Here is a 23,389-nt window from a genome sequence, read left to right on the forward strand (position 1 = left end):
GGCTCCACCCTCGCACACAGCCTGGAGGCGCGCGGCCACTCGGTCGCCGTGATCGACCAGGACGCCGACGCGTTCCGCCGGCTCGGCCCGGACTTCGCGGGGATCACGGTGACCGGCGCCGGTTTCGACCGGGACGTACTGCGCCAGGCCGGTATCGAGCGGGCCGACGCGTTCGCCGCCGTCTCCAGCGGCGACAACTCCAACATCATCTCGGCCCGGCTGGCCCGCGAGACGTTCGGCGTCTCCCGGGTCGCGGCCCGGATCTACGACCAGCGCCGGGCCCAGGTCTACGAACGGCTCGGCATCCCGACCGTGGCCACCGTACGGTGGACCGCCGACCGGATGGTCCGGCACCTGGTGCCGGAGGGGAACGTGGAGATCTTCCGGGATCCGACCAGCACCGTGTCGATCATCGAGGTACCGGTGCACAAGGACTGGATCGGCCGGCCGCTGCGGCTGCTGGAGGAGTCGACCGGCGCCCGCTCGGCGTACCTGCTGCGGTTCGGCATCGGCACGCTGCCCACCGTCTCCACCGTCATCCAGGAGGGGGACCAGCTGTTCATGCTGGTCACGGACGACACGGCGAGAATGGTCACGTCGGTGGCGGGAGCGCCGCCGGAGAGGGGGCACTGACCGTGCGGATCGCCATCGCCGGAGCCGGCAACGTCGGCCGGTCGATCGCCCAGGAGCTGATCGACAACGGGCATCAGGTCATGCTCATCGAACGGCAGCCCAAGATGCTCCGGCCCGACCGGGTACCGGCCGCCGACTGGGTCCTCGCCGACGCGTGCGAACTGGCCAGCCTGGAGGAGGCCAACCTCGCCGGGTGTGACGTGGTGGTCGCCGCCACCGGTGACGACAAGGTCAACCTGGTGGTGTCGCTGCTGGCCAAGACGGAGTTCGCGGTCCCCCGGGTGGTCGCCCGGGTGAACCGGGCCGAGAACGAGTGGCTCTTCACCGAGCAGTGGGGCGTGGACGTGTCGGTGAGCAAGCCGCGCGTGATGGCCGCCCTGGTCGAGGAGGCGGTCACCGTCGGCGATCTGGTCCGGTTGATGACCTTCCGGCAGGGCGAGGCGAACCTGGTCGAGATCACCCTGCCGCCGACCGCGCCGTACGTCGGCCACCCGGTCCGGTCGGTGCCCCTGCCCCGGGATTCCGCCCTGGTGGCCATCCTGCGCGGCAAGCGGGTGCTGGTACCCACCCCGGACGACCCGCTGGAGCCGGGCGACGAGCTGATCTTCGTCTGTGTCGCCGAGGTGGAGGACGACGTCCGCGCGGTGGTCCTCGGCGCGGACAGCGTCGAGCGGACCCGCAACGCGGGCTGAGACCGGCGACCCGACCCGGCCGGCGGTGGCGCCCGCCCGTCGGCTCAGCCGGACAGCGCCATCGAGCGGGTCACCCGGCGTACCGTCCAGACGGTGATCGCCAGCAGCAGCGCGTACGGCGGGTAGCCCAGCACCAGTCGGGCCACCCCCAGCGCGGTGTCCTTGTCGGCGAGGTACAGCGCCGCCTGCACGCCCACCTTGGCCAGCCAGACCACGCCCCAGAGCACGGTCAGCCAGGTGAAGGTGCGGACGAGTCGCGGCTCCTGCCGCCACTCGGAGCGCCCGCCGGCCACGATCACCGACCAGATCCAGCCGACCAGGGGCTGCCGGATCGCCGCCGAGGCGAGCAGGGCCAGCCCGTAGGCGATGCCGTAGAGGATGCCGGGGAGGTAGAAGTCCTTCTCGTCCCCGGTGCGCCAGGCGATCGCGGCACCGATGCCGATGCCGAAGAGTCCGTTGACCGCGTGCCGTACCGGCCGGCGCTGGGCCAGCCGGACCACCGCGATGGCCACCGCCACGGAGACCGAGGCGATCACCGCCGGACGCAGGTCGGTGAGGATGTTGGCCACCACGAAGATGACCACCGGGATGCTGGACTCGACCAGCCCGCGCCAGCCGCCGAGCTGATCGGCCATCTGTTCGGCCAGGCTGGGCAGCCCTTCCTCGCCCGCCGGATCACTCTCCGGCTGCGCCGTCCGATGCTGTCCAGTCGTCATCTGCGTGTCTTCCGTTCGCCGGCGGAGACCCGCCCGGTCGTTCACCGGGACGGTTCGAGCTCGTAGTACGGGTTGTAGATGACTTTACGGTCATCGCGTACCGCGACGCGACCACGCGCGATGAGTTGCCGACCGGGCTCGATGCCGGCGATGTGCCGGCGGCCGAGCCAGACCAGGGTCACCACGTCGCTGCCGTCGTAGAGGTCGGCCTCCAGCGTCGGGAGGTTCGTCCGGGGGGTGTACACGACGGTACGTAGCCGGCCGGAGACCGACACGAGCTGACCCCGCTGACACTGCCGGGCAGGCATCCCACCGGCCTCGGCGCTCTCCCGGCGCAGCTCCTGCGCCTCGATCTCGGCCTCGCTCGCGGTGAGCCGGCGTAGGATCCGGCGCAGCGCCCCCCGAGCCTCGTCGGTCGACATGACCTCCGCGTCACCCTTTCTGGGCGGCGTCCGCCGGGCACCGGGCCCGGCTCCGGCCCGCTGTGGGCCGTACCGACCAGCGTACGCCGACCTGCGGTGCGGTCACGACCGGCCGTCCCGTCGATGGTCAGGACCGGTCGTGCCGTCCGCCGACCACATCCGGTCCGTCGGACGGTCGCGGCGGTACCCACCGGGTGGGCTCCGCCGCGACCGTGCACGCGGACGATCAGACCTCGGTCGGCTCCCCGGCGGACCCGCCGCCGTTCTGCTGGGCGGCCTGTTCGGCGACCTCGCGCGGCAGGCGCAGCGGCAGCGGCTCCCGGACCGGCTTGGCCTCCTGGCCCCGGTCGACCACCAGCCCGTGCAGGCACTCGGCCAGCGGCCCGGCAGCGGCCGGGTCGGTGGCGGCCGCACCCTGGTAGACGCCCCGGACCATCCAGCGCGGCCCGTCCACCCCGACGAACCGCAGGTCGGTCAGGCCGTCCGGGGTGCGTACCCGGGCCCGCAGCTCGACGCCGTACTCACCGTCGGCCTCCTGGGCGGCGGCCCCGTCGTTGAACAGCGACTGCCGGATCTCTTCGCGTACCTCGTCCCAGATGCCCTCGGTACGCGGCGCGGCGAAGACGCCCAGTTGCAGGGCGCTCTCCCCGTGCACCAGGACGACCTGCTGGATCACGCCCTCCGGGTCGGCCTGTACCCGCACCTCGACGTCCGGGACCGCCGGGATCCGCAGGCTGCCCAGGTCGAGCAGCTGCACCCCGGACGGCGCCTCCGCAGCGTCGTACGGACCCTTCCGGGGGATCTCGGCGTCGGACCGGTCACGGGGCGTCGACCCGTCCGCCCGTCCGTCACCGGCCTGCCGCCGGGAGTCGTCCTTCTTCCGGGAGAAGATCACTGTGCCCGCCTTCCGATGCTCGCACTCACTCTGTCACCTCTGGCGCCGGCTCGCCGGCCCGTGCCGGTACCAGGCTGGCATGGCCGCCGGTCGATCCGTGCCCGCCGGTCCCCCGGGGGGAGTCGGGCAGTTCGTCGACGAAACGGAACTCGGCCCGCTCCACCCGCTGCACCACGAGCTGCGCGATCCGGTCGCCACGGGAGATCTTCGCCGGGCTGACCGGATCATGGTTGATCAGGTTGACCAGAATCTCGCCCCGGTAGCCGGCGTCGACCGTACCGGGCGCGTTGAGCACCGTCACACCCAGCCTGGCCGCCAGTCCCGACCGGGGATGGACCAGACCGACGTGGCCCGGCGGGAGGGCGATCGCCACGCCGGTGGGGACCAGTGCCCGGCCTCCCGGCGGCAGTTCCACGTCGCAGGCCGCGACGAGGTCGGCGCCGGCGTCGCCGGGATGGGCGTACGCGGGCGGCGGCAGATCGGGTACCAGTCGGCGCACGGACACGGGTACGGCTTCGGTCACGGGTCTCCCTACTTCCGTCGGGGGTGCGGATGTCCCTGCCATCCTGCCCGGTGACCGGCCCGTCGTGCGCCGTACCCTCGTTCTGTGACCTCGTCGCGATCCTCGGCAACCGTCCCGACCGCCCCCGACCACCGGGAACGGCTCAGCCTGCCCTGGTGGCTGTGGCTGGCCGGGCTCGCCGCCGCCGGCATCCTGGCGGCGGAGATCTGGATGGGCGCCGACGGGATCCGGGCCTGGCTGCCCTTCGTGGTGGTCCTGCCGCTCGCGGTGGCCGCCCTGTGGTGGCTGGGCCGGATCGAGGTGGCGGTACGCGACGGCGAACTCTGGGTGGACGACGCGCACCTGCCGTTGCGGTACGTCGCCGACGTGATCCCGCTGGACGCGGCCGGCCGGCGCGAGGTGCTCGGTCCGGGGGCCGACCCGCTCGCCTTCGTCGTGCAGCGTCCCTGGCTGCCCGGCGCGGTGCAGGTGGTCCTCGACGATCCGGCCGACCCGACCCCGTTCTGGGTGGTCAGCAGCCGCAACCCGGTACGCCTCGCCGAGGTGGTGCTGGCCGCCAAGGCCACCCCGCGCTGACCCGGCCGGACGGTCGCTGACCCCGGGTCAGGGGCCGGTCCGTCGCGGCGCCTCGATCGCGGCCCGTGGCTTCGTGCGCAGGTCCTCCCGGAGCCGGTCGCCCAGCGCCCGGGTGGCCCGGCGGTTGAGGTAGCTGGCCACCGCGGCACCGGTGAGGAACGGTCCGAGGGTGGTCAGGTTGCGCCCGAACCGCTTGAGCAGGGTGTCCCGCAGTTCCCGGCGGGCGGCGGTGCCGAGTACCGCACCGACGCCGACCCCCGGCATCATCGGGTTGATCCCGCGCTGACTCGCCCAGGAGTGGACCAGGGCGACGGTCCGCGCGGTCGCACCGGTGGGCAGCGCAACCCGGTACACCTCGTGCAGTTCCCCGATCAGCTTCAGCTCGACGGCGACCACCGCGATGGTCTCCGCCGCGAGCAGCACCGGCGCGGAGAGCAGGGTCGGGGTGACGGCCCACTCGACGGCGGCCACCCCTCCGCCGGCGGCACCGACCCCGGCGGTGGTCCGGGCGGCGTTGCGGACCAGCCGGTCGGCGAGCGCCTCGTCGTCGAGGCCGGGGAAGTGCCGGTGCAGGGTGGCCCGGTCCCGGATCGGGATGTGCGGGGCGATGTCGCTCACCGCGTCGGTCATCCAGCGGACCGCGGCCCGGGGCTTGAACAGGTCGCCGATCCCGCGGGCCCGGGCTGCGGCAGCGACCCGGCCGAGCAGTTGGCGCCGCCGGGCCGGGGCGATGTCGTCGGCGGTCAGCGCCGCCACGGTGCTGCCGAACTCGTCCGCGCCGCCGCCGTCGGACGAGATGTCGCCGTCGGACGAGATGTCGCCGTCGGACGAGGTGTCGCCGTCGGACGAGATGTCGCCGGCCGGTGCCGGAGCATCCGACGGCGGACTGCCGGCCGGGCCGCCCGCACCGGCGGCATCGGATCGGCGGTCAGCAGCCGGGCTGCCGGAACCGGTGGTCCCGGCACCGGACGCGGGCAGGGCCGGGTCCCCGGTGGTCGGGCGGGCGGAGGTCGGTACCTCCGCCGTGGAGTCCGGGTCGCTCATCGTCTGACCTCCACCGGCGTCGATCGGGCACGTCGAACTGTCGATCCGAGTCAAACAGCTCGTCGCCACGCCCGCACGACAAGCCGGCCGCGGCGACCCCACCGGTGGGGTCGCCGCATCCGCCCGTCGTGGTCAGACGCACTCGCGGCAGATCAGTTCACCGTTCCGCTCGACCGCGAGCTGGCTGCGGTGATGCACCAGGAAGCACCGCGCACAGCGGAACTCGTCCTGCTGCATCGGCAGCACCTTGACAGTGAGCTCCTCGTCGGCGAGGTCGGCGCCGGGCAGCTCGAAGCTCTCGGCCACCTCGGCCTCGTCGACGTCCACGGCACCCGACTGTGAGTCGACCCGCCGTGCCTTCAGCTCTTCCAGGCTGTCCTCGCCGAGGTCGACCTCGTCGCGACGCGGGGCGTCGTAGTCGGTGGCCATCGGTTTCACTCTCCCATATCGATATGGTCGCTTCCGGTTGTAACGCCGGACGACGCCGTTTCGGTTCCCACCGGCCGACCGTCTTCCTGTCGGTCTCCCGACGCGGCGGACCAGCCAGGCCGACGCCGCCGGAGAAACTCCCCCAGCGAGTGCGGCACCTTACCCCCCTTTGGGCGAGGCATGTATACCTCCCTCGCGGCATGCATGTACGCCCCCGCACGCGAAGTTGTTCCCAATGTGATCCAGGCGACACGAAGATAGGGGTAGTACTACCCGGTTCGTGGTCGGCGCGCCGGCATGTCCGGCTGTTTCCACGCGACTGTCGGACAACCGCTAACCTCAGCGGCGTACCCGGCGCCGACACACCGGGTGGGACCGGTCCCCGCCACAGGAGTCGGCCACACACCTGGACGGAGAGCCCCAGATGAGCTTTGCGCGAGTGCGAGCACTCGTTGTCGTCGGCGTACTGGTGGTCTTCGCCCTGGTCTTCGTGGTGGTGGCGGTGGTCCGCGACTCGCAGCGCGGGGTCGGCGCCGCCCAGGGGTGCCCGGACGGGTGGGTACTGGCGGACATCACCCTGCGTGAGCCGAAGGACGTCAAGATCAACGTCTACAACGCCACCGACGAGGCCGGTCTGGCCGGCACCATCGCCGACGACTTCCGGAACCGGAAGTTCCAGGTGAAGAAGCAGGGCAACGACCCGATGAAGAAGGGCGTGGACGGCGTCGCCGTGCTGCGGTACGGACCGAAGGCGGTCGGTTCCGCCCACCTGCTGCGCGCCTACTTCCTCAACCAGTCGGAGAACGACTACGACCCGAAGCGCAAGGACGACGTGGTGGACGTGGTGCTCGGCAACGGGTTCCAGCAGCTGGCCACCACCACCGAGGTGAACCAGTCCCTCGGTGACCTCGGGTCGCCGCCGCTACCGCCGAACGCCTGCCCGGCGCCGGTCAAGAAGTAACCGGGACACCGGTCCGCCGGTGGTGCGCCACCGGCGGGTCGGTACGGCTCTCCGGGTCCGCAGGCGCTGCGACCGGCGGGGGCCCCGGGGTGACCGGGACGGATCGTCGGGAGCCGGCCCGTCAGGGGTCATGGCCCGCCGGAGGCGTCCAGCTCGGCCAGCCGGTCGTGCAGCGGGCCGAAGAGGGCCGGCGGTGCGGCGACGACCATGTCCGGTCCGGCCGGTCGACCGGCCAGCCCGTCGACCCGCAGGCCCGCCTCCGTGGCGACCAGTCCACCGGCGGCCAGGTCCCAGGCGGCCAGCCCCTTCTCGTAGTACGCGTCGACCTCCCCTTCGGCGGCCCGGCACAGGTCGATCGAGGCGGCCCCGAAGCGGCGGATGTCCCGGACGTGCGGGATCAGCCGGGCCAGCACGGCGGCCTGGTGCTGCCGGCGGGCCGGCGCGTAGCCGAACCCGGTGGCGATCAGGGACTGGGCCAGGTCGGTCTCGGTGGAGCCGACGAGCCTTCGCCCGTCCCGGTAGGCGCCGCCACCCCGTACGGCCGTCCACTCGTCCCCGGTCGCGGCGTTGCGGACCACCCCGGCGACGACCACCCCGTCCACCTCGGCGGCCAGCGAGACCGCGTAGCAGGGGATGCCGTAGAGGTAGTTGACCGTCCCGTCGATCGGGTCGATGATCCACCGCACCCCGCCGGTACCGGCCGGCGCGCCGCCCTCGCCGTACTCCTCCCCCAGCACGGCGTCACCCGGCCGCCGTCGGCGCAGGTCCGCCACCACCTGCTGCTCGACGGCGCGGTCGGCGGCGGTCACCACGTCGGTCACCGTGCTCTTGGTGGCCACCGGGGAGACCCCCTCGGCCCGCATCCGCGCAGCGGTCGCGGCGGCGGCCCGGGCCACCTCGACGGCGATCTCCAGCAACTCCTGCGGAGCCGGCACCGGACCGTGCATACTGTCCCCTTCCCGCACGTTGGCGGCGGCCCTGGTCGACCGCAGGTATCATCCTTACAAAGTCCACAAGTGCGCCCAAATCAGCGGCCCCTGCCGCCGTCGCGCCGTGCGGCGCAGGATGATCGCCGCAGACGGCGTTACAATTCACGCGCTGCCCACGCGCCACGGACCGCCAACGACCGGCCGGCCCGGGACACGGGGGTCCCTCAACCACATCGTCCGGCACGGCGTCCCACCGTGCCGGTCGGTCCGGCCGTGCTCGCTCATCGCCTCCGGAAGGTCATTCGTGACAGAACCCCGCCACACCGGCGCCGACGTACGCTCGCTCACCGACACCTTGATCGCCCACGCGCAGAGCGCCGGCGGCCAGCTCACGTCGGCCCAGCTCGCGCGCACGGTCGAGTCCGCTGAGGTGACCCCGGCCCAGGCCAAGAAGATCCTCCGGGCGCTCTCCGACGCGGGCGTGACCGTCGTGGTCGACGGCTCGGCCAGCACCCGTCGACGGGTCGCCGCGGCCCGGTCCGCCACCCCGGCCTCCCGGGCGACGACCGCCAAGACCACCAAGAAGGCCGCCGCGCCCGCCCCGAAGCAGGCCGGCGCCTCCGCCGACGAGGCGGCCCCGGCCGCGCGGAAGGCGGCGCCCCGCAAGGCGGCCACCACCGCCGCGGTGGCCGCCAAGGCAGCCGTACCGGCCAAGGCCGCCACCAAGGCGACCCGGGCGGCCAAGACCACCCCCGCCGGTGCGGCGGGTGCCGCCCCGGGCAAGGCCAAGCCGGCGGACGGCCCGGACGGCGACATCGATCCGGAGGAGTTGGCCGCCGAGATCGAGGACGTGGTCGTCGAGGAGCCGGTGGAGCTGGCCCAAGCCGCCGAGGCCGACGCCGCGGGCGCCGCGACCGACAACGACTTCGAGTGGGACGACGAGGAGTCCGAGGCGCTCAAACAGGCGCGCCGGGACGCCGAGCTGACCGCCTCCGCCGACTCGGTCCGGGCGTACCTGAAGCAGATCGGCAAGGTTCCGCTGCTCAACGCCGAGCAGGAGGTGGAGCTCGCCAAGCGGATCGAGGCAGGGCTCTACGCCGCCGAGCGGCTGCGCGCGGCCGAGGAGGGCGAGGAGAAGTTCACCCGGGAGATGACCCGGGACCTGGGCTGGATCTCGCGGGACGGCGAGCGGGCCAAGAACCACCTGCTGGAGGCGAACCTCCGACTGGTGGTCTCCCTCGCCAAGCGGTACACCGGACGGGGCATGGCCTTCCTCGACCTGATCCAGGAGGGCAACCTCGGCCTGATCCGCGCGGTCGAGAAGTTCGACTACACCAAGGGTTACAAGTTCTCCACCTACGCCACCTGGTGGATCCGGCAGGCCATCACCCGCGCCATGGCCGACCAGGCCCGCACCATCCGCATCCCGGTGCACATGGTCGAGGTCATCAACAAGCTCGGCCGGATCCAGCGCGAACTCCTCCAGGACCTGGGCCGCGAGCCCACCCCGGAGGAGCTGGCCAAGGAGATGGACATCACACCGGAGAAGGTGCTGGAGATCCAGCAGTACGCCCGGGAGCCCATCTCGCTCGACCAGACCATCGGTGACGAGGGGGACAGCCAGCTCGGTGACTTCATCGAGGACTCCGAGGCGGTCGTCGCGGTCGACGCGGTCTCCTTCTCGCTGCTCCAGGATCAGCTCCAGCAGGTGCTCCAGACGCTCTCCGAGCGGGAGGCCGGGGTGGTCCGGCTGCGGTTCGGCCTGACCGACGGCCAACCGCGCACGCTGGACGAGATCGGCCAGGTGTACGGGGTGACCCGGGAGCGGATCCGGCAGATCGAGTCGAAGACGATGTCCAAACTGCGTCACCCGTCCCGTTCGCAGGTGCTGCGGGACTATCTCGACTGAGCCGATTCGTCAACCATTAGTGTCGGTTTGATCACCACCCGTACAACACGCCGAACAGATCGTCCGGTTACCCGGTTGTGATCGTTGACGTGGCACCCTTGGTGCACGGCACACTGTCCCGACCATGTGTGACCTCGGTCCCCCGCGGGCACACTGGGAAGGCCGCACCCCACCAGGGTGTTGCACGATAGGTGAGCAATGACCGAAGAGAGTGTTCATCGGTGACGACCCGAGGAGGAAGGCGATGACCCCGACCCTCACGCCGCCGCCCGAGACGGTGGCTCCCCCAGCCGCCGATGAACGGTGCGACCGCTGCAATGCTGCCGGTAAGCTCCGGATCACTCTGGCGGGTGGGAGCGAGCTGGTGTTCTGTGGGCACCACGCGAACAAGTACGCGGAGGATCTTGTCAAGATCACCGTACGCTTCGCGACGGACCCGGAGTTCAGCTGGCGAGGCGCCGATCTGATGGCGAACTGACCGACGATCCGACGGACATAACGAGCGGGAGGCACCCGGACGGGTGCCTCCCGCTCATCTGTGTCGACCCGGCCCGTACCGACGCATCCCGGGCGTCCCGGGGCCACCCAGGTACGCGCACCGGCGGCACCCGGTCCGCCCGATGCCCTCAGAGGGTCTGGACGGTGGCGATCCGTTCCTCGAGTTGCTCAATCGTGGCCTGGGCGCTGGGTGGCCCACCACAGAGCCGGCGCAGCTCCGCGTGGATCTTGCCGTGCGGCAGGCCGGTCCGGTGGTGCCGGGCGGCCACCAGGGCGTTCAGCTGCCGCCTGAGCGCCACCCGACGCTCGCCGGCGGTCAGGGGCACCGGCGGGCGTTCCGGAGCCTCAGCGGCCGGCTCAGCCCGTCGGCGGCGCTGCGCCGCCAACTGCTCCGCCTGCCGCTTGTTCAGCAGGACGGTCACCTGGTCGGGGGTGAGCAGACCGGGCAGGCCCAGATACTCCTCCTCCTCCGGGGTACCGGCCTGCGCGGCGGTACCGAAGGACGCCCCGTCGAAGATCACCTGGTCGAGTTCGGCGGTGGCGGAGAGCGCCTCGAACCGTTTCTCCAGCTCACCGCTGGCCTGTTCGTTACGCTGGGCGCGCTCCAGCAGGTCGTCGTCGAACCCCTCCCGCTTCTTGGCGGCGCCGATCACGTGGTCCCGCTGGGCCTCCATCTCGCTGGCCAGGCCGAGCAGGTGCGGGACGCTGGGCAGGAAGACCGACGCCGACTCGCCGGGCTGCCGGGCCCGGACGAACCGCCCGATCGCCTGGGCGAAGAAGAGTGGCGTGGAGGCACTCGTGGCGTAGACGCCCACCGCCAGTCGGGGGATGTCCACCCCCTCGGAGACCATCCGGACCGCGACGAGCCAGCGTTGCTCGGAGGCCGCGAACGCGGCGATCCGGGCCGAGGCGCCCACGTCGTCGGAGAGCACCACCACGGCCTTCTCCCCGGTCAGCCGCTCGATCAGCCGGGCGTACGCCCGGGCGGACTGCTGGTCGCTGGCGATGACCAGGCCACCCGCGTCCGGCATGCCGCCCCTGCGCATGACGGTCAACCGGGCGTCGGCGGCCCGCAGCACCTGGGGCATCCAGTCGCCGGCCGGGTCGAGGGCGGTCCGCCACGCCTGCGCGATCAGATCCTGGGTCATCGGTTCCCCGAGCCGGGCGGCCAACTCGTCCCCGGCGCTGGTCCGCCAGCGGGTCTCCCCCGAGTACGCCAGGAAGAGCACCGGCCGGACCACCCCGTCGCGCAGCGCGTCCGAGTAGCCGTACACCGCGTCGGCCCGGGACCGGGGCAGACCGTCGCCACCCCGCTCGTAGGTGACGAACGGGATGGGATTGTCGTCGGAGCGGAACGGCGTACCGGTGAGCATCAACCGGCGCACCGCCGGCTCGAAGGCCGCCTTGACCCCGTCCCCCCAGGAACGGGAGTCCCCGGCGTGGTGGATCTCGTCCAGGACGACCAGGGTCCGCCGGGTCATCGTCCGCCGCCGGTGCACCTGCGGGGCGATACCGACCTGGGCGTACGTGACGACCGCGCCGTGGAAGTCCGCCGACGAGTGCAGGTCGGCGTTGCGGAACGCCGCGTCGAGGTGGATCCCGACCCGGGCGGCGGCGGCGGCCCACTGGGTCTTCAGGTGCTCGGTCGGCGCCACCACGGTGACCGCCTCGACGGTCCCGTCGGCGAGCAGTTCGGCGGCGATCCGCAGGGCGAAGGTGGTCTTACCGGCACCCGGGGTGGCCACCGCGGTGAAGTCCTCGGCACGCCGCCGCAGGTACTCGAAGAGCGCCTTGCGCTGCCAGGCGCGTAGCGCGGGGAAGGTGTCGATCGCCGGCAACCGGACACCCACGCGAACCGCTCCTCTCCGCCGTCACATCACCCGCCGCCTCGCGGGCACCGGGTGCACCGCACCTCGGCCAGCCGGCCGGAACCGCTCCGCGAACGGCCACCGACCAGCAGCGGGCCACCGCCCAAGAAAACGCCTCCGCGAAGCCGCTGGGGCGCGAAGGCCGACCCAGCATAACCAGCCGACGCCCCGCCGGCCCGGCGACACCGCCGCCGGTGTCCACCCGCACCGGATGCCCGTCCGCCGGGTCAGGACCCCCCGGCCGGGCGACGGCCGACCCGGGGCTGGGCGGTGGCCACCGGCGCCGACCAGCGGCGCCGCAGCGCGATCAGGCGTACCCCGAAGACCAGGGCCGCCGCGGCGGTCAGCGGTGCCGGGCCGGTCAGCCCGGCGAAGTCGAGGACGACCACGGTGACCGAGCCGAGCAGGGCGGCGACCGCGTAGATCTCCCGGCGCAGCACCACCGGGATCTCCCCGGTGAGCAGGTCCCGGCCGAGTCCGCCGCCGATCGCGGTGAGCATGCCGATGAAACAGGCCCCGACGGCGGGTACCTGCGCCTCCAGCGCCTTGAGGGTGCCGGTGATCGTGAACAGACCCAGGCCCGCCGCGTCCAGCACCAGCACGGTGGTACGCAGGCGGGCGAACTGGGGATGGAACCAGAAGACGATGCCGGCGGTGACCGCCGCCGTGACGGCGTACCGCCAGTCGGCGAAGGCCAGCGGCGGGACCTCGTCGATGACCAGGTCCCGGAAGATGCCGCCGCCGAGCGCGGCGACGAAGCCGACGAAGATCACACCGAACAGGTCGAGCCGTTTCGCGACCGCGGCCGAGGCACCGGACGCGGCGAATACGGCCACCCCGGTCAGGTCGGCGAACAACAACGCGGTGGAGGTGGTCACCGCCGCAGGTTACGCGCGCCGCCGGGGTGTCCGCCCCGTTCAGTCGTCCCAGGAGTCGTAGATCTCCTTGCAGGCGGGACACACCGGGGAACCCGGCTTGGCCGCCCTGGTCACCGGGAACGTCTCACCGCAGAGCGCGACGACGTACGTACCCATGACCGCACTCTCGGCGATCTTCTCCTTGCGGACGTAGTGGAACATCTCCGGACCGGTGTCGGCGTCCTTCAGCTCCGGCCGCTCGAGGACCTCTGTGCTCACGTTGCACCTCCAACTTTTCAGTTTGGCAGGTCACGAAGGGACGGTCCACCGGGGGCGACGCCGGGACGGGTCGTACGGTGACCGGGTGACTGACTTTCACATCCGGTACGGCGGAGAAGTGGCCCGGGCCCTGCAGGACGGGCGGCCGGTGGTGGCCCTGGAGAGCACGATCGTCTCGCACGGGCTGCCCCGGCCCGACAACCTCCGGGTGGCCCGGGAGATCGAGCAGGCGGTCCGCGACGGCGGGGCGGTACCGGCGACCATCGGCATGGTCGGCGGGCAGCTCGTGGCGGGCCTGGACGACGCCGAGCTGACCCGGCTGGCCACCGCCGACGGGGTGGCCAAGCTCTCCGTCCGCGATCTGGCAGTGGCCGCCGCGACCGGCGCGGACGGCGCGACCACGGTCGCCGCCACCAGTGCGGTCGCGGCGGCGGCCGGGATCGGGGTCTTCGCCACCGGTGGCCTCGGCGGGGTGCACCGGGAGGCGGCCCAGACCTTCGACGAGTCGGCCGACCTGACCACCCTGGCGCGTACCCCGATCGCGGTGGTCTGCGCCGGGGTCAAGTCGATCCTCGACGTCGGGGCGACGCTGGAGCGGCTGGAGACCCTGGGCGTCGGCGTGGTCGGCTACCGCAGCCGTCGCTTCCCCGGGTTCTTCGTCACCGACGGCGGCTTCGACCTGGACTGGTCGGTGGACACGCCCGAGCAGGTCGCGGCGGTGCTCGCAGCCCGCGCGGAGCAGGGGGTGCACGGCGGTGGGCTGATCGTGGCCAATCCGCTGCCCGAGACCGAGCAGCTCGACCGGGACCTGCACGACCGTACCCTCGCCGAGGGGTTGGCCCTGATGGCGGCCGAGGGGGTGACCGGCAAGGCGGTGACCCCGTTCCTGCTGGCCCACTTCCACTCCGCCACCGAGGGCGCCAGCCTGGCGGTGAACGTCCGGATCATCCTGCGCAACGCCGACCTGGCCGCCCGGATCGCGGTCGCGGCCAGCCGGCGACCGGCCACCGCAGCCGCGTGACCGGCCCCGTCCCCGTCGGCCGGGGCGCCGGGCGGGTGGTCGTGGTCGGTGACGTGGTCACCGACGTGGTCGCGGTACTCGCCTGCGCCCCCGCCACCGGGTCGGACACCCCGGCCCGGATCAGCTTCACCGGGGGCGGCCAGGCGGCCAACACGGCGGCCTGGCTGGCCCACCAGCGGGTACCGGTCACCCTGGTCGGCGCGGTCGGCACCGACGACACCGGCCGGGCCCGGGTGGCCGAACTCACCGGGCTCGGCGTCGACTGCGCGGTCACCCGGCACCCCGACGCACCGACCGGCACGGTGATCGTGCTCGCCGCCGCCGGGGAACGGACCATGGTCACCGAACGCGGTGCCAACCTGCGGCTCTCCGCCGCCGACGTGGACGCCGCGCTGGCCGGTGCGCCCGACGCGCGGCATCTGCACCTGTCGGCGTACCCCCTGCTGGACGCCGCGTCGCGCGGGGCCGGGCTGCGGGCGCTGGCCGCCGCCCGCGAGCGCGGGCTGACCACCAGTGTCGACGCGGCCTCCGCGGTCCCGTTGCGGCGGGTCGGTGCGGCGGCCTTCCTGGGCTGGGTACGCGACGTGGACCTGCTGCTCGCCAACGCCGACGAGGCATCGGTACTGGCCGACGGGGCGGACCCGGTGGCGCAGGCGCGGGCACTGGCCCGGGTGGCCCACCGGGTGGTGGTGAAGCGCGGCGGGGCCGGCGCGGTCTGGGCGGACCGGGCCGGCACGGTGGTGAAGGTTGCGGCCCGACCGGTCGAGGTGGTCGACGTGACCGGGGCGGGGGACGCCTTCGCCGCCGGGCTGCTCGCCGCCTGGGCCGGGGGCGCGGCACCGGCGGTGGCGCTGGAGCGGGCCGGGGACCTCGGTGCCGTGGCCGTGGCGACCGTGGGGGCCCGGCCGCCCGGCTGAGCCGGTGCCGGTCGGGGCCGGCTGGCCGGGGAGCGGCTGTCGGTCGGGTCGGGGAGCGGGTGCTCAGGCGTCGGTCTCGACGTCGATGATCCGGTGCGGGCGTTCCTCGGCGGTCAGGGCCGGGGTCACCGGCTCGGCCGGCTCCCGACGGCGGAACCGGTTCACCAGCCGGTGCTCCTCCTTCGGCGGCCGGTCGTTCGCGATCAGCACCGCCAGCCAGGGCAGCAGGATCATGCCCACGCCGCAGAGCGGCAGCCAGAGCCAGAGCAGCGGCGCCTCCACGATGACCAGCACCGCTCCGGCGATGACACAGACCGCCCGGATGGACATCATCACCACGTAGCGCACCTGGCGGCTGTGCAGCTGGTCCTGCTGGCTGCGTGGCGCGTCGGTGATCAGGATCGGTTCGTACGCCTGACGTTTCACGACGGTCCTCCTCGCGGGGAATCGCCTCCATCCTGTCACCTCCCCGGCCCGTCCCGGTCGGGCGGACGAAAGCCGACGCGGACGCCTGCGTGTTACGCCCGTGGTACGCTCCGCCGGTGGGCGCCCGGTTCAGTTTCACCGAGGTGGCGTTGGCCAACCTGCGGGTCTATGACGTCACCCCGGGGGAGGTCTGGGAGGCCCTGCACAGCTCCCGGCGGGTGATCCGGCACCTCGGCGACGACGTGACGGTGGTCTACGCCACAGCCCGCCGGGGACGTCGGCTGGCGGTGCTGCTCGCCGAGGCCGACGGGGTGGACACCGACTGGGAGATCCTCTCCGCCCGGGAGCTGAGCGACATCGAGGCAAAGCGGTACGACGAGGCGGTACGCGGATTTCGCCGATGAGGAGGCGGACAGGATGGACCGGCACGACGCCATCGACAGGTTCCACACCGGCGACGAGCGGTTCGCCGAGCTGATCGACACCGGCCAGCCGGCCGGGCTGCCCACCCCGGACACCGACGTGCCGATGGTCAGCCGCTCGGTACGCCTTCCGGTGGAGACGTACGAACGGGTACGCGCCGCCGCCGAGGCGCGGGGCATCGGGGTGACCACCCTGATGCGGCAGTGGATCGAGGCCGGCCTGGCCGACCTGGACGACTCGGCCACGGTGTCCCTGGCCGACGTACGGCGGGCCCTGGCGGCGCTCGCCCATCCGACCGCCGCCTGAACCGGTCGTCTTCCCGGCCGACCGCCGGTCACCGGCCCGACGGGCGGCCCGGTCCCGGGACGTCAGCCCCGCGCGGCCCGGGCCGCCGCCTTGGCCTGCTGCTTCGCTTCACGTACCCGCAGCAGCGACGCCGCGTCGGTGACGTCCGCCACCGAGGCGTACGCGTCGTCCGGCCCGTAGCCACCGGCCGCCTCCCGCCATCCCGGCGGGCGTACCCCGAACCGCTTGCCGAGCAGCGCGACCAGGATCTGCGCCTTCTGTCGACCGAAGCCGGGCAGCGCGGCCACCCGCTTCAGCAGCTCGGCACCACTGTCAGCGGTGTCCCACAACCGCGCGGCGTCCCCGTCGTACTGCTCGACCAGCACCCGGCAGACCTCCTGCACCCGACCCGCCATCGCCTTCGGGAACCGGTGCAGGGCCGGTGGCTGGGCGAAGACGGCGACCAGCGTCTCGCTGTCGTACCCGGCCAGTTCCCGGGCATCCGGCTCGTGTCCCAACCGTTCGGCCAGCACGTACGGCGACGAGAATGCCTTCTCCATCGGGATCTGCTGGTCGAGGACCATGCCCAGCAGGAGGGCCAGCGGGTTCCGGTTCAGCAACTCGTTGGCGCGGTCGTCGATAGGCAGGTGGAGCGTCATGGGCCCATCCTGCCCGGCCGCTCCGCACCGACCGGCACGAACCGCCGGGTGGCCGCTCAGCCGGGCGCCCCGGGCTCAGCCGGGCGCCCCGGGCTCAGCCGGGCGCCCCGGGCTCAGCCGGGCGCCCCGGGCTCAGCCGGTTTCGGCGCTCACGCCGACCAGCCCGCCGATCATGTCGCGGGACTCGTCGGGGGGCAGCGCCAGCTCCACCAGCCGGGACCACACCTCCTCGTACGCGGCCACCTCGCTGCTCCGGGTCAGGTACCGGGCACCGGTCAACGACTCGCTGTACACCGTGGTGGGTTCGATCGGCCCCCGGTCCCCGCTGACCGGGAAGTCGAGGATGGTGAACGGACCGGCCTCACTGGCCCCGGTGGGACCGACGGCCAGCGGCAGGATCCGCACGCTCACGTTCGGCAGCCGGGAAACGGTGACGAGGTGGGTGAGCTGCGCGGCCATCCCGTCCGGGTCACCGATCCGGCGTTGCAGCACCGCCTCGGAGAGCACCACCTCGAAACACGGCGGGTCGGGTACCTGCCGGGTCAGCAGCGCCTGACGGCCGAGCTGGAGACCGACCGCCTGGTCCCGCTCCGGCCGGGCCGACGCCGGACGGTTGTCCACCACGGCACCGGCGTAGTCCGGGGTACGCAGCAGCCCGGGCACCAGCTCGCCGTTGTAGTGGCGCAGCCGGCTGGCCGTCATCTCCAGCTCCACGTAGAGCGAGAACCAGTTGGGTACCGCGTCGCCGTACTCCCGCCACCAGGCCTTCTCCCGGGTCTGGGTGGCGAGCGCGGCGAGCACCCGGGTGGTCTCCGCACCGGCCCGGTAGAGGTTGCAGAGCACCTTGACGTCCCGGGGTCGCACCGGGACCGCCCCACACTCGACCCGCCAGATCTTCTGCCGGGAACACCCCAGGGCGAAGGCCGCGTCGTCCTGCGAGATGCCGGCCTGCTCCCGCAACTGACGCAGATGCCGACCCAACTGCCGGCGCGACACGGTCGAACCCACCGCCGTTGTCATGAACCCCCCGTTTCCGTCTACCGCACCCGGCATCCCGGCCCCGCCGGGCTGACGCTTATCCCGCATCGCCACGTCGTCCGATATTTCCAGGAAGAAAGGCAACGAGCAATGTCTTGCTTACCAGGAATACGAAATATAAAGCTTCACCAGGACTTGACCGGCGCGCAACGAGCCGTTGATCGGCGGACAGGGGAGGCGCTCTGTCCCCTGTGCCGGAAGGAATCCGGCGCTCCGAAGGCCCCGCGCACCGCCCGGGCGGGTCCGGCGCGCACCCCGACGACGGGCCGGACGTTGAGTTACGCAGCCCGCAGCAGTGACGCGGCGCTGTCGAATTCATGACATTGCCACCCGCCCCGCCCCGATCCACCCGGCCACAAATTCGCGATTGTTGTCGAACCGGCCGGGTAACGACCCGGAAATTGCAGGAAGCAATCGTCACGGGCCGTCGGGGGTACGCCGGCCGCACCGACATCCCGGGTGGTGCCGACCGCCGCCGGGTGAGGGGGCAGGATGGCAACGTGGACGAACACGACATGCTGCTCTCCCCCGCCGGAGTCGACCAGCTCCGTACCGCGCTGGTCAGCGCCGGCTACACCTCCAGTGGCATCGCCGAGCGGTTGGGGCCGCAGGCCACCGCCGGGATGACCCGCAACGACTACCGGGCGGCGTTACGGGTCACCGCGGACCGGGACCGGCTGGCCACGTTGATCCGGCTCTTCGTCTGCGGGCAGACCGAACCGGAGCCGGCGGTGGTGGCGGCCCTGGCACCCCTGTCGCTGACCGACGCGCTCGCCGCCGGGCTGGTCGAGCGGCACGGGGACGGGCTGCGACAGGGCATCGACCTGGAGCCGTACGGCGACACCTGGTGGGTGGTCTCGGACGTGCCGGCCACCGCCCGCCCCGGTCAGCCCCTCGCCGCCGACCACGTACTCGGCATCGGCGGCGCGTCCACCACCCTGGTGGGGGCGACCATGCGTCGGGAGGTGGGGACCGCGCTGGACCTCGGTACGGGCAGCGGCGTGCAGGCGCTGCACCTGGCGACGCACGCCCGGTCGGTGACCGCCACCGACCTGTCCGCCCGGTCGCTGCGGTTCGCCGCCACCACCGCCGCGCTCAGCGGCCAGCGGTGGGAACTGCTCGCCGGGGACCTGACCGCCCCGGTCGCCGGTCGCCGCTTCGACCTGGTGGTGAGCAATCCGCCGTTCGTGGTCGGCCCGGGTACCGCGACCCACAGCTACCGGGACTCGGGACGGGTGGGCGACAGCCTCGCCACCGAGCTCGCCACCGCCGCGCCGGGCCTGCTCACCGAGGGCGGCACCATGCAGTACCTGGCCAACTGGGTGCACGTGGCCGGGGAGGACTGGCGGGAGCGGGTCGCCGGCTGGTTCACCGGCAGCGGTCTGGACGCCTGGGTGATCCAGCGTGAGGTCGCCGACCCGATGGCGTACGTCGACCTGTGGCTGGCCGACGCCAGTGAGCACACCGACCCGCAGCGGGTGGCTACCTGGCTGGACTGGTTCGACGCGCACAAGGTGGAGGCGATCGGATTCGGCGTGATCAGCCTCCGGCGGGGCGGGCACGACGACCCGGTGGTCCGGGTGGAGGAGCTGCGTCAGCCCGTGCAACCGCCGATGGGCGACCAGATCAGCGCCTGGTTCGACCGGCAGGACTGGCTCCGGACCCACGACCCGGACGTGCTGCTCGCCCAGCGGTTCCGGGCTGCGGAGGGGCTGCAACTGCGCCAGGAGGCCAGCATGGGCCCGGACGGTTGGGCGGTCGACCGCCAACTGCTCGCCATGCCGAACGGCCTGCGCTGGACCGAGGAGGTGGACCCGCTGGTCCTGGCGCTGGTGGGCGGCGCCGACGGGCGGGTACCGCTGCGCGACCAGATCGCGGTACTCGCCGTCGCGCACGAGGTGGCCGAGTCGGAACTCGCCGAAGCCGCCGTACCGATCGTCGGTCACCTGGTCGAGCGGGGTTTCGTCGAGCCGGTGGCGGGCTGATCCGGTGCGGGCTCTGGTGCAGACGGTCAGCCGGGCCAGTGTGACGGTCGACGGGACGGTGGTCGGCGCGATCACCGACGGCCTGCTGGTACTGGTCGGAGTGACCCACGACGACACCCCGCAGACCGCCCGGACCCTGGCGCGCAAGGTACACGAACTGCGCATCCTCGACGACGAGCGGTCCGCAGCGGACACCGGCGCGCCGGTACTGGTGGTCAGTCAGTTCACCCTCTACGGGGACGCGCGTAAGGGACGGCGCCCCACCTGGACGGCTGCCGCCCCGGCGGCCCTGGCCGAACCGCTGGTCTCCACGGTCGTCGAGGAGCTGCGGGCCCGGGGTGCCACCGTGGAGACCGGCCGGTTCCGGACCCACATGCTGGTGGAGAGCGTCAACGTCGGTCCCCGTACCGTGCTGCTGGAGCTCTGACCGGCACCGGTACGCCGAGGGGTCGCGGTGCCACCGGCAGGTGGCCACCGCGACCCCTCGGTCGGTGGGATCAGTACAACGGAGAGATCAGAAGAAGAGCCCGCGCCGCTGCAACGACTGCCGCAGCCAACCGTCCAGCTCGGCGGCCCAGTCGACCCGGTCGACCGTCTGGTAGTCCACGGTGAACCGGCCGAAGGCGTCGCGCCCCTCGGTGAACACCCCGCCCCGCTTGTCGATCTCCAGTACCACCTGGAGCTGCTGCGGGGTGGCGACGAAGGTCAGTTCGAGCTGGTTGATCGCGTGGGCGTACTGCGGCGCCGGGTAGAACTCGATCTCCTGGTAGAACGGCAGCGTCTGGTGCACGCCGTAGATGTGTCCCCGTTCCACGTCCGCCCGGGAGAACCGGAACCCGAGCCGGAGCAGTGCCTCCAGCAGCCGTTCCTGGGCCGGCAGCGGGTGCACCGCCACGGCGTCCAGGTCACCCTTGTCCACCGCCCGGGCCACCTCCAGCTCGGTCCGCAGCCCCATCGTCATACCGGCCAGGTGCCGGCCGTACAGCTCGGTCACCGGGGTCTCCCACGGCACCGCGAAACGGAACGGGATGTCGTACCGCTGCCCCGCCTCCAGCCGGAAGGCGTTGGCGGCCCGCTGCCGGAAGAACTCCTGGGTGGTCTCGTACTCGCTGTCCCCGCTCTCCACCTCGACCCGGGTGACCAGGCCCAGTGCCACGTACTCGATGTCCACCGCGTGGTCGCCCCCGACGACCTGGACGTGCCCCTCCAGGTGCCCGCCCGGCCGGCAGTTGGGGTTGGCCAGCACCGTCTCGACCGACGGACCGCCCACACCCATCGCCTGCATCATCCGCTTGAAGACCACGACCGTCCTCCGTTGTGCTCGTCTGGTGGCCGACCCGGCCAACGGGTGGCAGAGTAACCGTCACCGACAACATCCTGACCTGGCACTCCGCCCGGCACCCCCCCGGCAGGCCGCCGGACGGCGCCGCCCGGGCGGCGGGACGACGCCGGCAGGCGGACGCTTTCGCCTGATCAGGCTTTTGCCCGCAAGCATGACATTCCGGGCGAAGAGCCGAACACCACTCCCGAATTCATGCCAGTCCGCCGGTCGCCTCACTCCCGTCTCACGCCCCACCGACAAAGCTGTGGGTCACCGGCACCGATCGGCTGCCGTACGCGCCAGCAATCGACGCGGGGAGGCGACTGAAACATGGTCCTGCAGATGACCGAGCACGACGTGAACCCGGCCACCACGGTGGGAACCGACAACGACACGCTCCTGGAGGCTTCGACGGCGGAGACGCCGATCGACCTCGACGCGACCGACGAGCGTGGTGTCTCGGCTGATCTGGTCCGGGCCTACCTCAACGGGATCGGCCGCACCAAGCTGCTCACCGCCGAGCAGGAGGTCGACCTGGCCAAGCGGATCGAGGCGGGCCTCTTCGCCGAGGAGAAGCTCACCACCTGCACGCCCGTCTCCGCCGACCTGCGGGCCGACCTGGAACTCGTCATGGCGGAGGGCCGCGCGGCAAAGGACCACCTGCTGGAGGCGAACCTCCGACTGGTGGTCAGCATCGCCAAGCGGTACACCGGACGGGGCATGGCCTTCCTCGACCTGATCCAGGAGGGCAACCTCGGCCTGATCCGCGCGGTCGAGAAGTTCGACTACACCAAGGGCTTCAAGTTCTCCACCTACGCCACCTGGTGGATCCGGCAGGCCATCACCCGCGCCATGGCCGACCAGGCCCGCACCATCCGCATCCCGGTGCACATGGTCGAGCAGGTCAACCGGATGGTCCGGGCCCGCCGGGAACTCTCGGTCACCCTGGGTCGGGAGCCCACCGTGGCCGAGGTGGCCAAGGCCCTCGGCGTCCCCGAGTTCCAGGTCATCGAGCTGATCTCGTACGACCGGGAACCGGTCAGCCTGGACCAGGCCGTCGGTGAGGACGGTGAGAGCGCCCTCGGGGACTTCGTCGCCGCCGTGGACCCCCGCGACGAGCCGGCCGACGCGGTCGCGCAGGGACAGCTCCGCAACGAGGTGCACATCGTGCTCGCCACCCTCTCGCAGCGCGAGCAGGCGGTCATCCGACTCCGGTTCGGACTGGACGACGGCCGGCAGCGCACCCTCGACGAGGTGGGCCGCGAATTCGGCCTGTCCCGGGAACGGATCCGGCAGATCGAAAAGGTCACCCTGACCAAGCTCCGCCAGCCCGCGCGCGCCCAGCGCCTGGAGGCGTACGCCTGCTGAGGTGTAAGGAAGGGCCCCTTCTTATCGCTTTCTGCATAGGAAGGGGCCCTTGTTAACAGGTGTGTTCCGGCAGCGATTTCCGCACCGGGGCCACGGAATCGACGCGATCATGGTGCACTACCCGGGCGGCCGGACGGCCCACGCCGTCACCGGCGTTCGCGCCCGTCGCCGATCCGTTGCCGCTCCCGTCGCCGATGATCGAGGAGATCCGCCGTGAACTGGACCCTGGAGGTCGTTGTCGTACCCGTCACCGACATCGACCGTGCCAAGACGTTCTACGCCGACCAGCTCGGCTTCACCGTCGACCACGACACCCGGATCAGCGAGGACGTCCGCCTGGTGCAGCTCACCCCGCCGGGTTCGGGCTGCTCGATCGTGATCGGCAAGGGCGCCGTCCCGGAGATGCCGCCAGGCTCGCTCAAGGGCCTCCAACTGGTGGTTCCGGACCTACGCGAAGCCCACGCCCGACTCGTCGCCCGGGGCGTACCGGTCAGCGAGATCCAGGTGGTGGGCAGGAACCCCCGACCGGTACCGGACCCGCTGGACAACGTCGGTTTCGTCTTCTTCACCGACCCGGACGGCAACGGCTGGGCGGTACAACAGATCTCCAGCCGCCGGGGGTGACTGCTGCCAGGTGTTAAGAAGGGGCCCTTCCTATACCGAAAGCGTTAACAGGGGGCCCTTCCTTACACCTACAGGCGGCGGGGGCCGGTGT

28 protein-coding genes are annotated in these 23,389 nt (G+C 72.3%); 14 read left to right on the forward strand and 14 right to left on the reverse strand.

The features are described 5' to 3' along the window. Both GSF22_RS11685 and GSF22_RS11690 read left to right on the forward strand, forming a co-directional pair. The coding region (locus GSF22_RS11685; protein ID WP_208813554.1) for a potassium channel family protein at window positions 1-633 on the forward strand (633 nt) is incomplete at its 5' end. Further along, window positions 630-1,325 carry a potassium channel family protein gene (locus GSF22_RS11690; RefSeq protein ID WP_208813575.1) on the forward strand — a complete coding sequence of 232 codons (696 nt, stop codon included), beginning with the start codon at window positions 630-632 and terminating at the stop codon, window positions 1,323-1,325. The genes GSF22_RS11685 and GSF22_RS11690, both read left to right, overlap by 4 nt. 44 nt (window positions 1,326-1,369) lie before the next feature. On the opposite strand, the gene GSF22_RS11695 is transcribed toward GSF22_RS11690, so the two are convergent. The 4 genes from GSF22_RS11695 to dut all read right to left on the reverse strand — a co-directional run bounded on the left by GSF22_RS11695 (window position 1,370) and on the right by dut (window position 3,923). After that, window positions 1,370-2,041 carry a DUF3159 domain-containing protein gene (locus GSF22_RS11695; RefSeq protein WP_208813555.1) on the reverse strand — a complete coding sequence of 224 codons (672 nt, stop codon included), beginning with the start codon at window positions 2,039-2,041 and terminating at the stop codon, window positions 1,370-1,372. Window positions 2,042-2,082: 41 nt separating this feature from the next. Further along, on the reverse strand, window positions 2,083-2,463 hold the full coding sequence (locus GSF22_RS11700) for an OB-fold nucleic acid binding domain-containing protein (protein WP_208813556.1): 381 nt from the start codon (window positions 2,461-2,463) through the stop codon (window positions 2,083-2,085). Between the two features lie 226 nt (window positions 2,464-2,689). Then, window positions 2,690-3,358: a DUF3710 domain-containing protein gene (locus GSF22_RS11705; protein WP_208813557.1), complete on the reverse strand. Its 669-nt coding sequence runs from the start codon at window positions 3,356-3,358 to the stop codon at window positions 2,690-2,692. 25 nt (window positions 3,359-3,383) lie between these two features. Then, window positions 3,384-3,923 carry a dUTP diphosphatase gene (dut, locus tag GSF22_RS11710; protein WP_439957763.1) on the reverse strand — a complete coding sequence of 180 codons (540 nt, stop codon included), beginning with the start codon at window positions 3,921-3,923 and terminating at the stop codon, window positions 3,384-3,386. Window positions 3,924-3,965: 42 nt separating this feature from the next. On the opposite strand from dut, the gene GSF22_RS11715 reads away from it, so the two are divergent. Further along, the gene (locus GSF22_RS11715; protein WP_208813559.1) at window positions 3,966-4,457 is read left to right on the forward strand and encodes a DUF3093 domain-containing protein; all 492 of its coding nucleotides are present in this window, start codon (window positions 3,966-3,968) and stop codon (window positions 4,455-4,457) included. A 27-nt stretch (window positions 4,458-4,484) separates the two neighbouring features. Here the strand turns inward: GSF22_RS11715 and GSF22_RS11720 are convergent, their stop codons facing one another. Beyond that, window positions 4,485-5,255, reverse strand: coding sequence for a hypothetical protein (locus GSF22_RS11720; protein WP_208813576.1), 771 nt, complete (start codon window positions 5,253-5,255; stop codon window positions 4,485-4,487). 378 nt (window positions 5,256-5,633) lie between these two features. Then, window positions 5,634-5,930: a DUF4193 domain-containing protein gene (locus tag GSF22_RS11725; protein WP_007075406.1), complete on the reverse strand. Its 297-nt coding sequence runs from the start codon at window positions 5,928-5,930 to the stop codon at window positions 5,634-5,636. Between the two features lie 439 nt (window positions 5,931-6,369). On the opposite strand from GSF22_RS11725, the gene GSF22_RS11730 reads away from it, so the two are divergent. Next, the gene (locus GSF22_RS11730; protein ID WP_208813577.1) at window positions 6,370-6,891 is read left to right on the forward strand and encodes a LytR C-terminal domain-containing protein; all 522 of its coding nucleotides are present in this window, start codon (window positions 6,370-6,372) and stop codon (window positions 6,889-6,891) included. 128 nt (window positions 6,892-7,019) lie between these two features. On the opposite strand, the gene GSF22_RS11735 is transcribed toward GSF22_RS11730, so the two are convergent. Beyond that, on the reverse strand, window positions 7,020-7,838 hold the full coding sequence (locus GSF22_RS11735) for an inositol monophosphatase family protein (RefSeq protein ID WP_208813560.1): 819 nt from the start codon (window positions 7,836-7,838) through the stop codon (window positions 7,020-7,022). Between the two features lie 286 nt (window positions 7,839-8,124). Between GSF22_RS11735 and GSF22_RS11740 the strand changes: the two genes are divergently transcribed. Both GSF22_RS11740 and GSF22_RS11745 read left to right on the forward strand, forming a co-directional pair. Then, the gene (locus GSF22_RS11740; protein WP_208813561.1) at window positions 8,125-9,729 is read left to right on the forward strand and encodes an RNA polymerase sigma factor; all 1,605 of its coding nucleotides are present in this window, start codon (window positions 8,125-8,127) and stop codon (window positions 9,727-9,729) included. A gap of 244 nt (window positions 9,730-9,973) precedes the next feature. Next, a complete protein-coding gene (locus GSF22_RS11745) occupies window positions 9,974-10,207 on the forward strand; it encodes a DUF7455 domain-containing protein (RefSeq protein ID WP_074474066.1) in 234 nt (77 codons plus the stop codon). 148 nt (window positions 10,208-10,355) lie between these two features. Here GSF22_RS11745 and GSF22_RS11750 read toward each other — a convergent pair whose 3' ends face one another. The 3 genes from GSF22_RS11750 to GSF22_RS11760 all read right to left on the reverse strand — a co-directional run bounded on the left by GSF22_RS11750 (window position 10,356) and on the right by GSF22_RS11760 (window position 13,231). After that, entirely contained in the window at window positions 10,356-12,077 is a 1,722-nt protein-coding gene (locus tag GSF22_RS11750; RefSeq protein ID WP_208813562.1) for a DEAD/DEAH box helicase, read from the reverse strand. A gap of 245 nt (window positions 12,078-12,322) precedes the next feature. Further along, the gene (locus GSF22_RS11755; protein WP_208813563.1) at window positions 12,323-12,973 is read right to left on the reverse strand and encodes a trimeric intracellular cation channel family protein; all 651 of its coding nucleotides are present in this window, start codon (window positions 12,971-12,973) and stop codon (window positions 12,323-12,325) included. A gap of 39 nt (window positions 12,974-13,012) precedes the next feature. Beyond that, window positions 13,013-13,231, reverse strand: coding sequence for a DUF3039 domain-containing protein (locus GSF22_RS11760; protein WP_208813564.1), 219 nt, complete (start codon window positions 13,229-13,231; stop codon window positions 13,013-13,015). An 85-nt stretch (window positions 13,232-13,316) separates the two neighbouring features. Here GSF22_RS11760 and GSF22_RS11765 point away from each other — a divergent pair, with 85 nt between their 5' ends. Next, window positions 13,317-14,252, forward strand: a complete 936-nt coding sequence (locus GSF22_RS11765) for a pseudouridine-5'-phosphate glycosidase (protein WP_208813565.1) — start codon at window positions 13,317-13,319, stop codon at window positions 14,250-14,252. Further along, the gene (locus GSF22_RS11770; RefSeq protein WP_307803934.1) at window positions 14,249-15,169 is read left to right on the forward strand and encodes a carbohydrate kinase family protein; all 921 of its coding nucleotides are present in this window, start codon (window positions 14,249-14,251) and stop codon (window positions 15,167-15,169) included. Before GSF22_RS11765 ends, GSF22_RS11770 begins: the two co-directional genes overlap by 4 nt. A gap of 63 nt (window positions 15,170-15,232) precedes the next feature. Here the strand turns inward: GSF22_RS11770 and GSF22_RS11775 are convergent, their stop codons facing one another. Beyond that, window positions 15,233-15,595, reverse strand: coding sequence for a DUF3099 domain-containing protein (locus GSF22_RS11775; protein WP_208813566.1), 363 nt, complete (start codon window positions 15,593-15,595; stop codon window positions 15,233-15,235). Between the two features lie 116 nt (window positions 15,596-15,711). Here GSF22_RS11775 and GSF22_RS11780 point away from each other — a divergent pair, with 116 nt between their 5' ends. After that, a complete protein-coding gene (locus GSF22_RS11780; RefSeq protein WP_307803935.1) occupies window positions 15,712-15,999 on the forward strand; it encodes a hypothetical protein in 288 nt (95 codons plus the stop codon). A 13-nt stretch (window positions 16,000-16,012) separates the two neighbouring features. Then, the gene (locus tag GSF22_RS11785; RefSeq protein WP_208813568.1) at window positions 16,013-16,324 is read left to right on the forward strand and encodes a hypothetical protein; all 312 of its coding nucleotides are present in this window, start codon (window positions 16,013-16,015) and stop codon (window positions 16,322-16,324) included. Window positions 16,325-16,386: 62 nt separating this feature from the next. Here GSF22_RS11785 and GSF22_RS11790 read toward each other — a convergent pair whose 3' ends face one another. Together GSF22_RS11790 and GSF22_RS11795 are read right to left on the reverse strand one after the other, a co-directional pair. Beyond that, window positions 16,387-16,962, reverse strand: coding sequence for an HhH-GPD-type base excision DNA repair protein (locus GSF22_RS11790; protein ID WP_208813569.1), 576 nt, complete (start codon window positions 16,960-16,962; stop codon window positions 16,387-16,389). A gap of 132 nt (window positions 16,963-17,094) precedes the next feature. Beyond that, entirely contained in the window at window positions 17,095-17,982 is an 888-nt protein-coding gene (locus GSF22_RS11795) for a helix-turn-helix domain-containing protein (protein ID WP_208813570.1), read from the reverse strand. Between the two features lie 518 nt (window positions 17,983-18,500). Here GSF22_RS11795 and GSF22_RS11800 point away from each other — a divergent pair. Together GSF22_RS11800 and dtd are read left to right on the forward strand one after the other, a co-directional pair. Then, the gene (locus tag GSF22_RS11800) at window positions 18,501-19,985 is read left to right on the forward strand and encodes a DUF7782 domain-containing protein (RefSeq protein WP_208813571.1); all 1,485 of its coding nucleotides are present in this window, start codon (window positions 18,501-18,503) and stop codon (window positions 19,983-19,985) included. A 4-nt stretch (window positions 19,986-19,989) separates the two neighbouring features. Further along, a complete protein-coding gene (dtd, locus tag GSF22_RS11805) occupies window positions 19,990-20,412 on the forward strand; it encodes a D-aminoacyl-tRNA deacylase (RefSeq protein ID WP_208813572.1) in 423 nt (140 codons plus the stop codon). An 87-nt stretch (window positions 20,413-20,499) separates the two neighbouring features. Here the strand turns inward: dtd and GSF22_RS11810 are convergent, their stop codons facing one another. Beyond that, window positions 20,500-21,288, reverse strand: coding sequence for a sporulation protein (locus GSF22_RS11810; RefSeq protein WP_208813573.1), 789 nt, complete (start codon window positions 21,286-21,288; stop codon window positions 20,500-20,502). A gap of 348 nt (window positions 21,289-21,636) precedes the next feature. Between GSF22_RS11810 and sigB the strand changes: the two genes are divergently transcribed. Continuing rightward, entirely contained in the window at window positions 21,637-22,674 is a 1,038-nt protein-coding gene (gene sigB / locus GSF22_RS11815; protein ID WP_244367149.1) for an RNA polymerase sigma factor SigB, read from the forward strand. Between the two features lie 213 nt (window positions 22,675-22,887). Continuing rightward, on the forward strand, window positions 22,888-23,298 hold the full coding sequence (locus tag GSF22_RS11820; protein WP_208813574.1) for a VOC family protein: 411 nt from the start codon (window positions 22,888-22,890) through the stop codon (window positions 23,296-23,298). Window positions 23,299-23,389: the final 91 nt, after the last annotated feature.

It is taken from the genome of Micromonospora echinofusca, from assembly GCF_017614955.1.
In the GTDB taxonomy this organism is placed as follows: domain Bacteria; phylum Actinomycetota; class Actinomycetes; order Mycobacteriales; family Micromonosporaceae; genus Micromonospora; species Micromonospora echinofusca_A.

What these genes read in the sequence shown, in the direction of transcription:
- GSF22_RS11695 (WP_208813555.1), bottom strand. Translation starts at nt 2,041, where the DNA reads ATGACGACTGGACAGCATCGGACGGCGCAGCCGGAGAGTGATCCGGCG.
- GSF22_RS11700 (WP_208813556.1), bottom strand. Translation starts at nt 2,463, where the DNA reads ATGTCGACCGACGAGGCTCGGGGGGCGCTGCGCCGGATCCTACGCCGG.
- dut (WP_439957763.1), bottom strand. Translation starts at nt 3,923, where the DNA reads ATGGCAGGGACATCCGCACCCCCGACGGAAGTAGGGAGACCCGTGACC.
- GSF22_RS11725 (WP_007075406.1), bottom strand. Translation starts at nt 5,930, where the DNA reads ATGGCCACCGACTACGACGCCCCGCGTCGCGACGAGGTCGACCTCGGC.
- GSF22_RS11735 (WP_208813560.1), bottom strand. Translation starts at nt 7,838, where the DNA reads ATGCACGGTCCGGTGCCGGCTCCGCAGGAGTTGCTGGAGATCGCCGTC.
- GSF22_RS11745 (WP_074474066.1), top strand. Translation starts at nt 9,974, where the DNA reads ATGACCCCGACCCTCACGCCGCCGCCCGAGACGGTGGCTCCCCCAGCC.
- GSF22_RS11785 (WP_208813568.1), top strand. Translation starts at nt 16,013, where the DNA reads ATGGACCGGCACGACGCCATCGACAGGTTCCACACCGGCGACGAGCGG.
- GSF22_RS11790 (WP_208813569.1), bottom strand. Translation starts at nt 16,962, where the DNA reads ATGACGCTCCACCTGCCTATCGACGACCGCGCCAACGAGTTGCTGAAC.
- GSF22_RS11795 (WP_208813570.1), bottom strand. Translation starts at nt 17,982, where the DNA reads ATGACAACGGCGGTGGGTTCGACCGTGTCGCGCCGGCAGTTGGGTCGG.
- sigB (WP_244367149.1), top strand. Translation starts at nt 21,637, where the DNA reads ATGGTCCTGCAGATGACCGAGCACGACGTGAACCCGGCCACCACGGTG.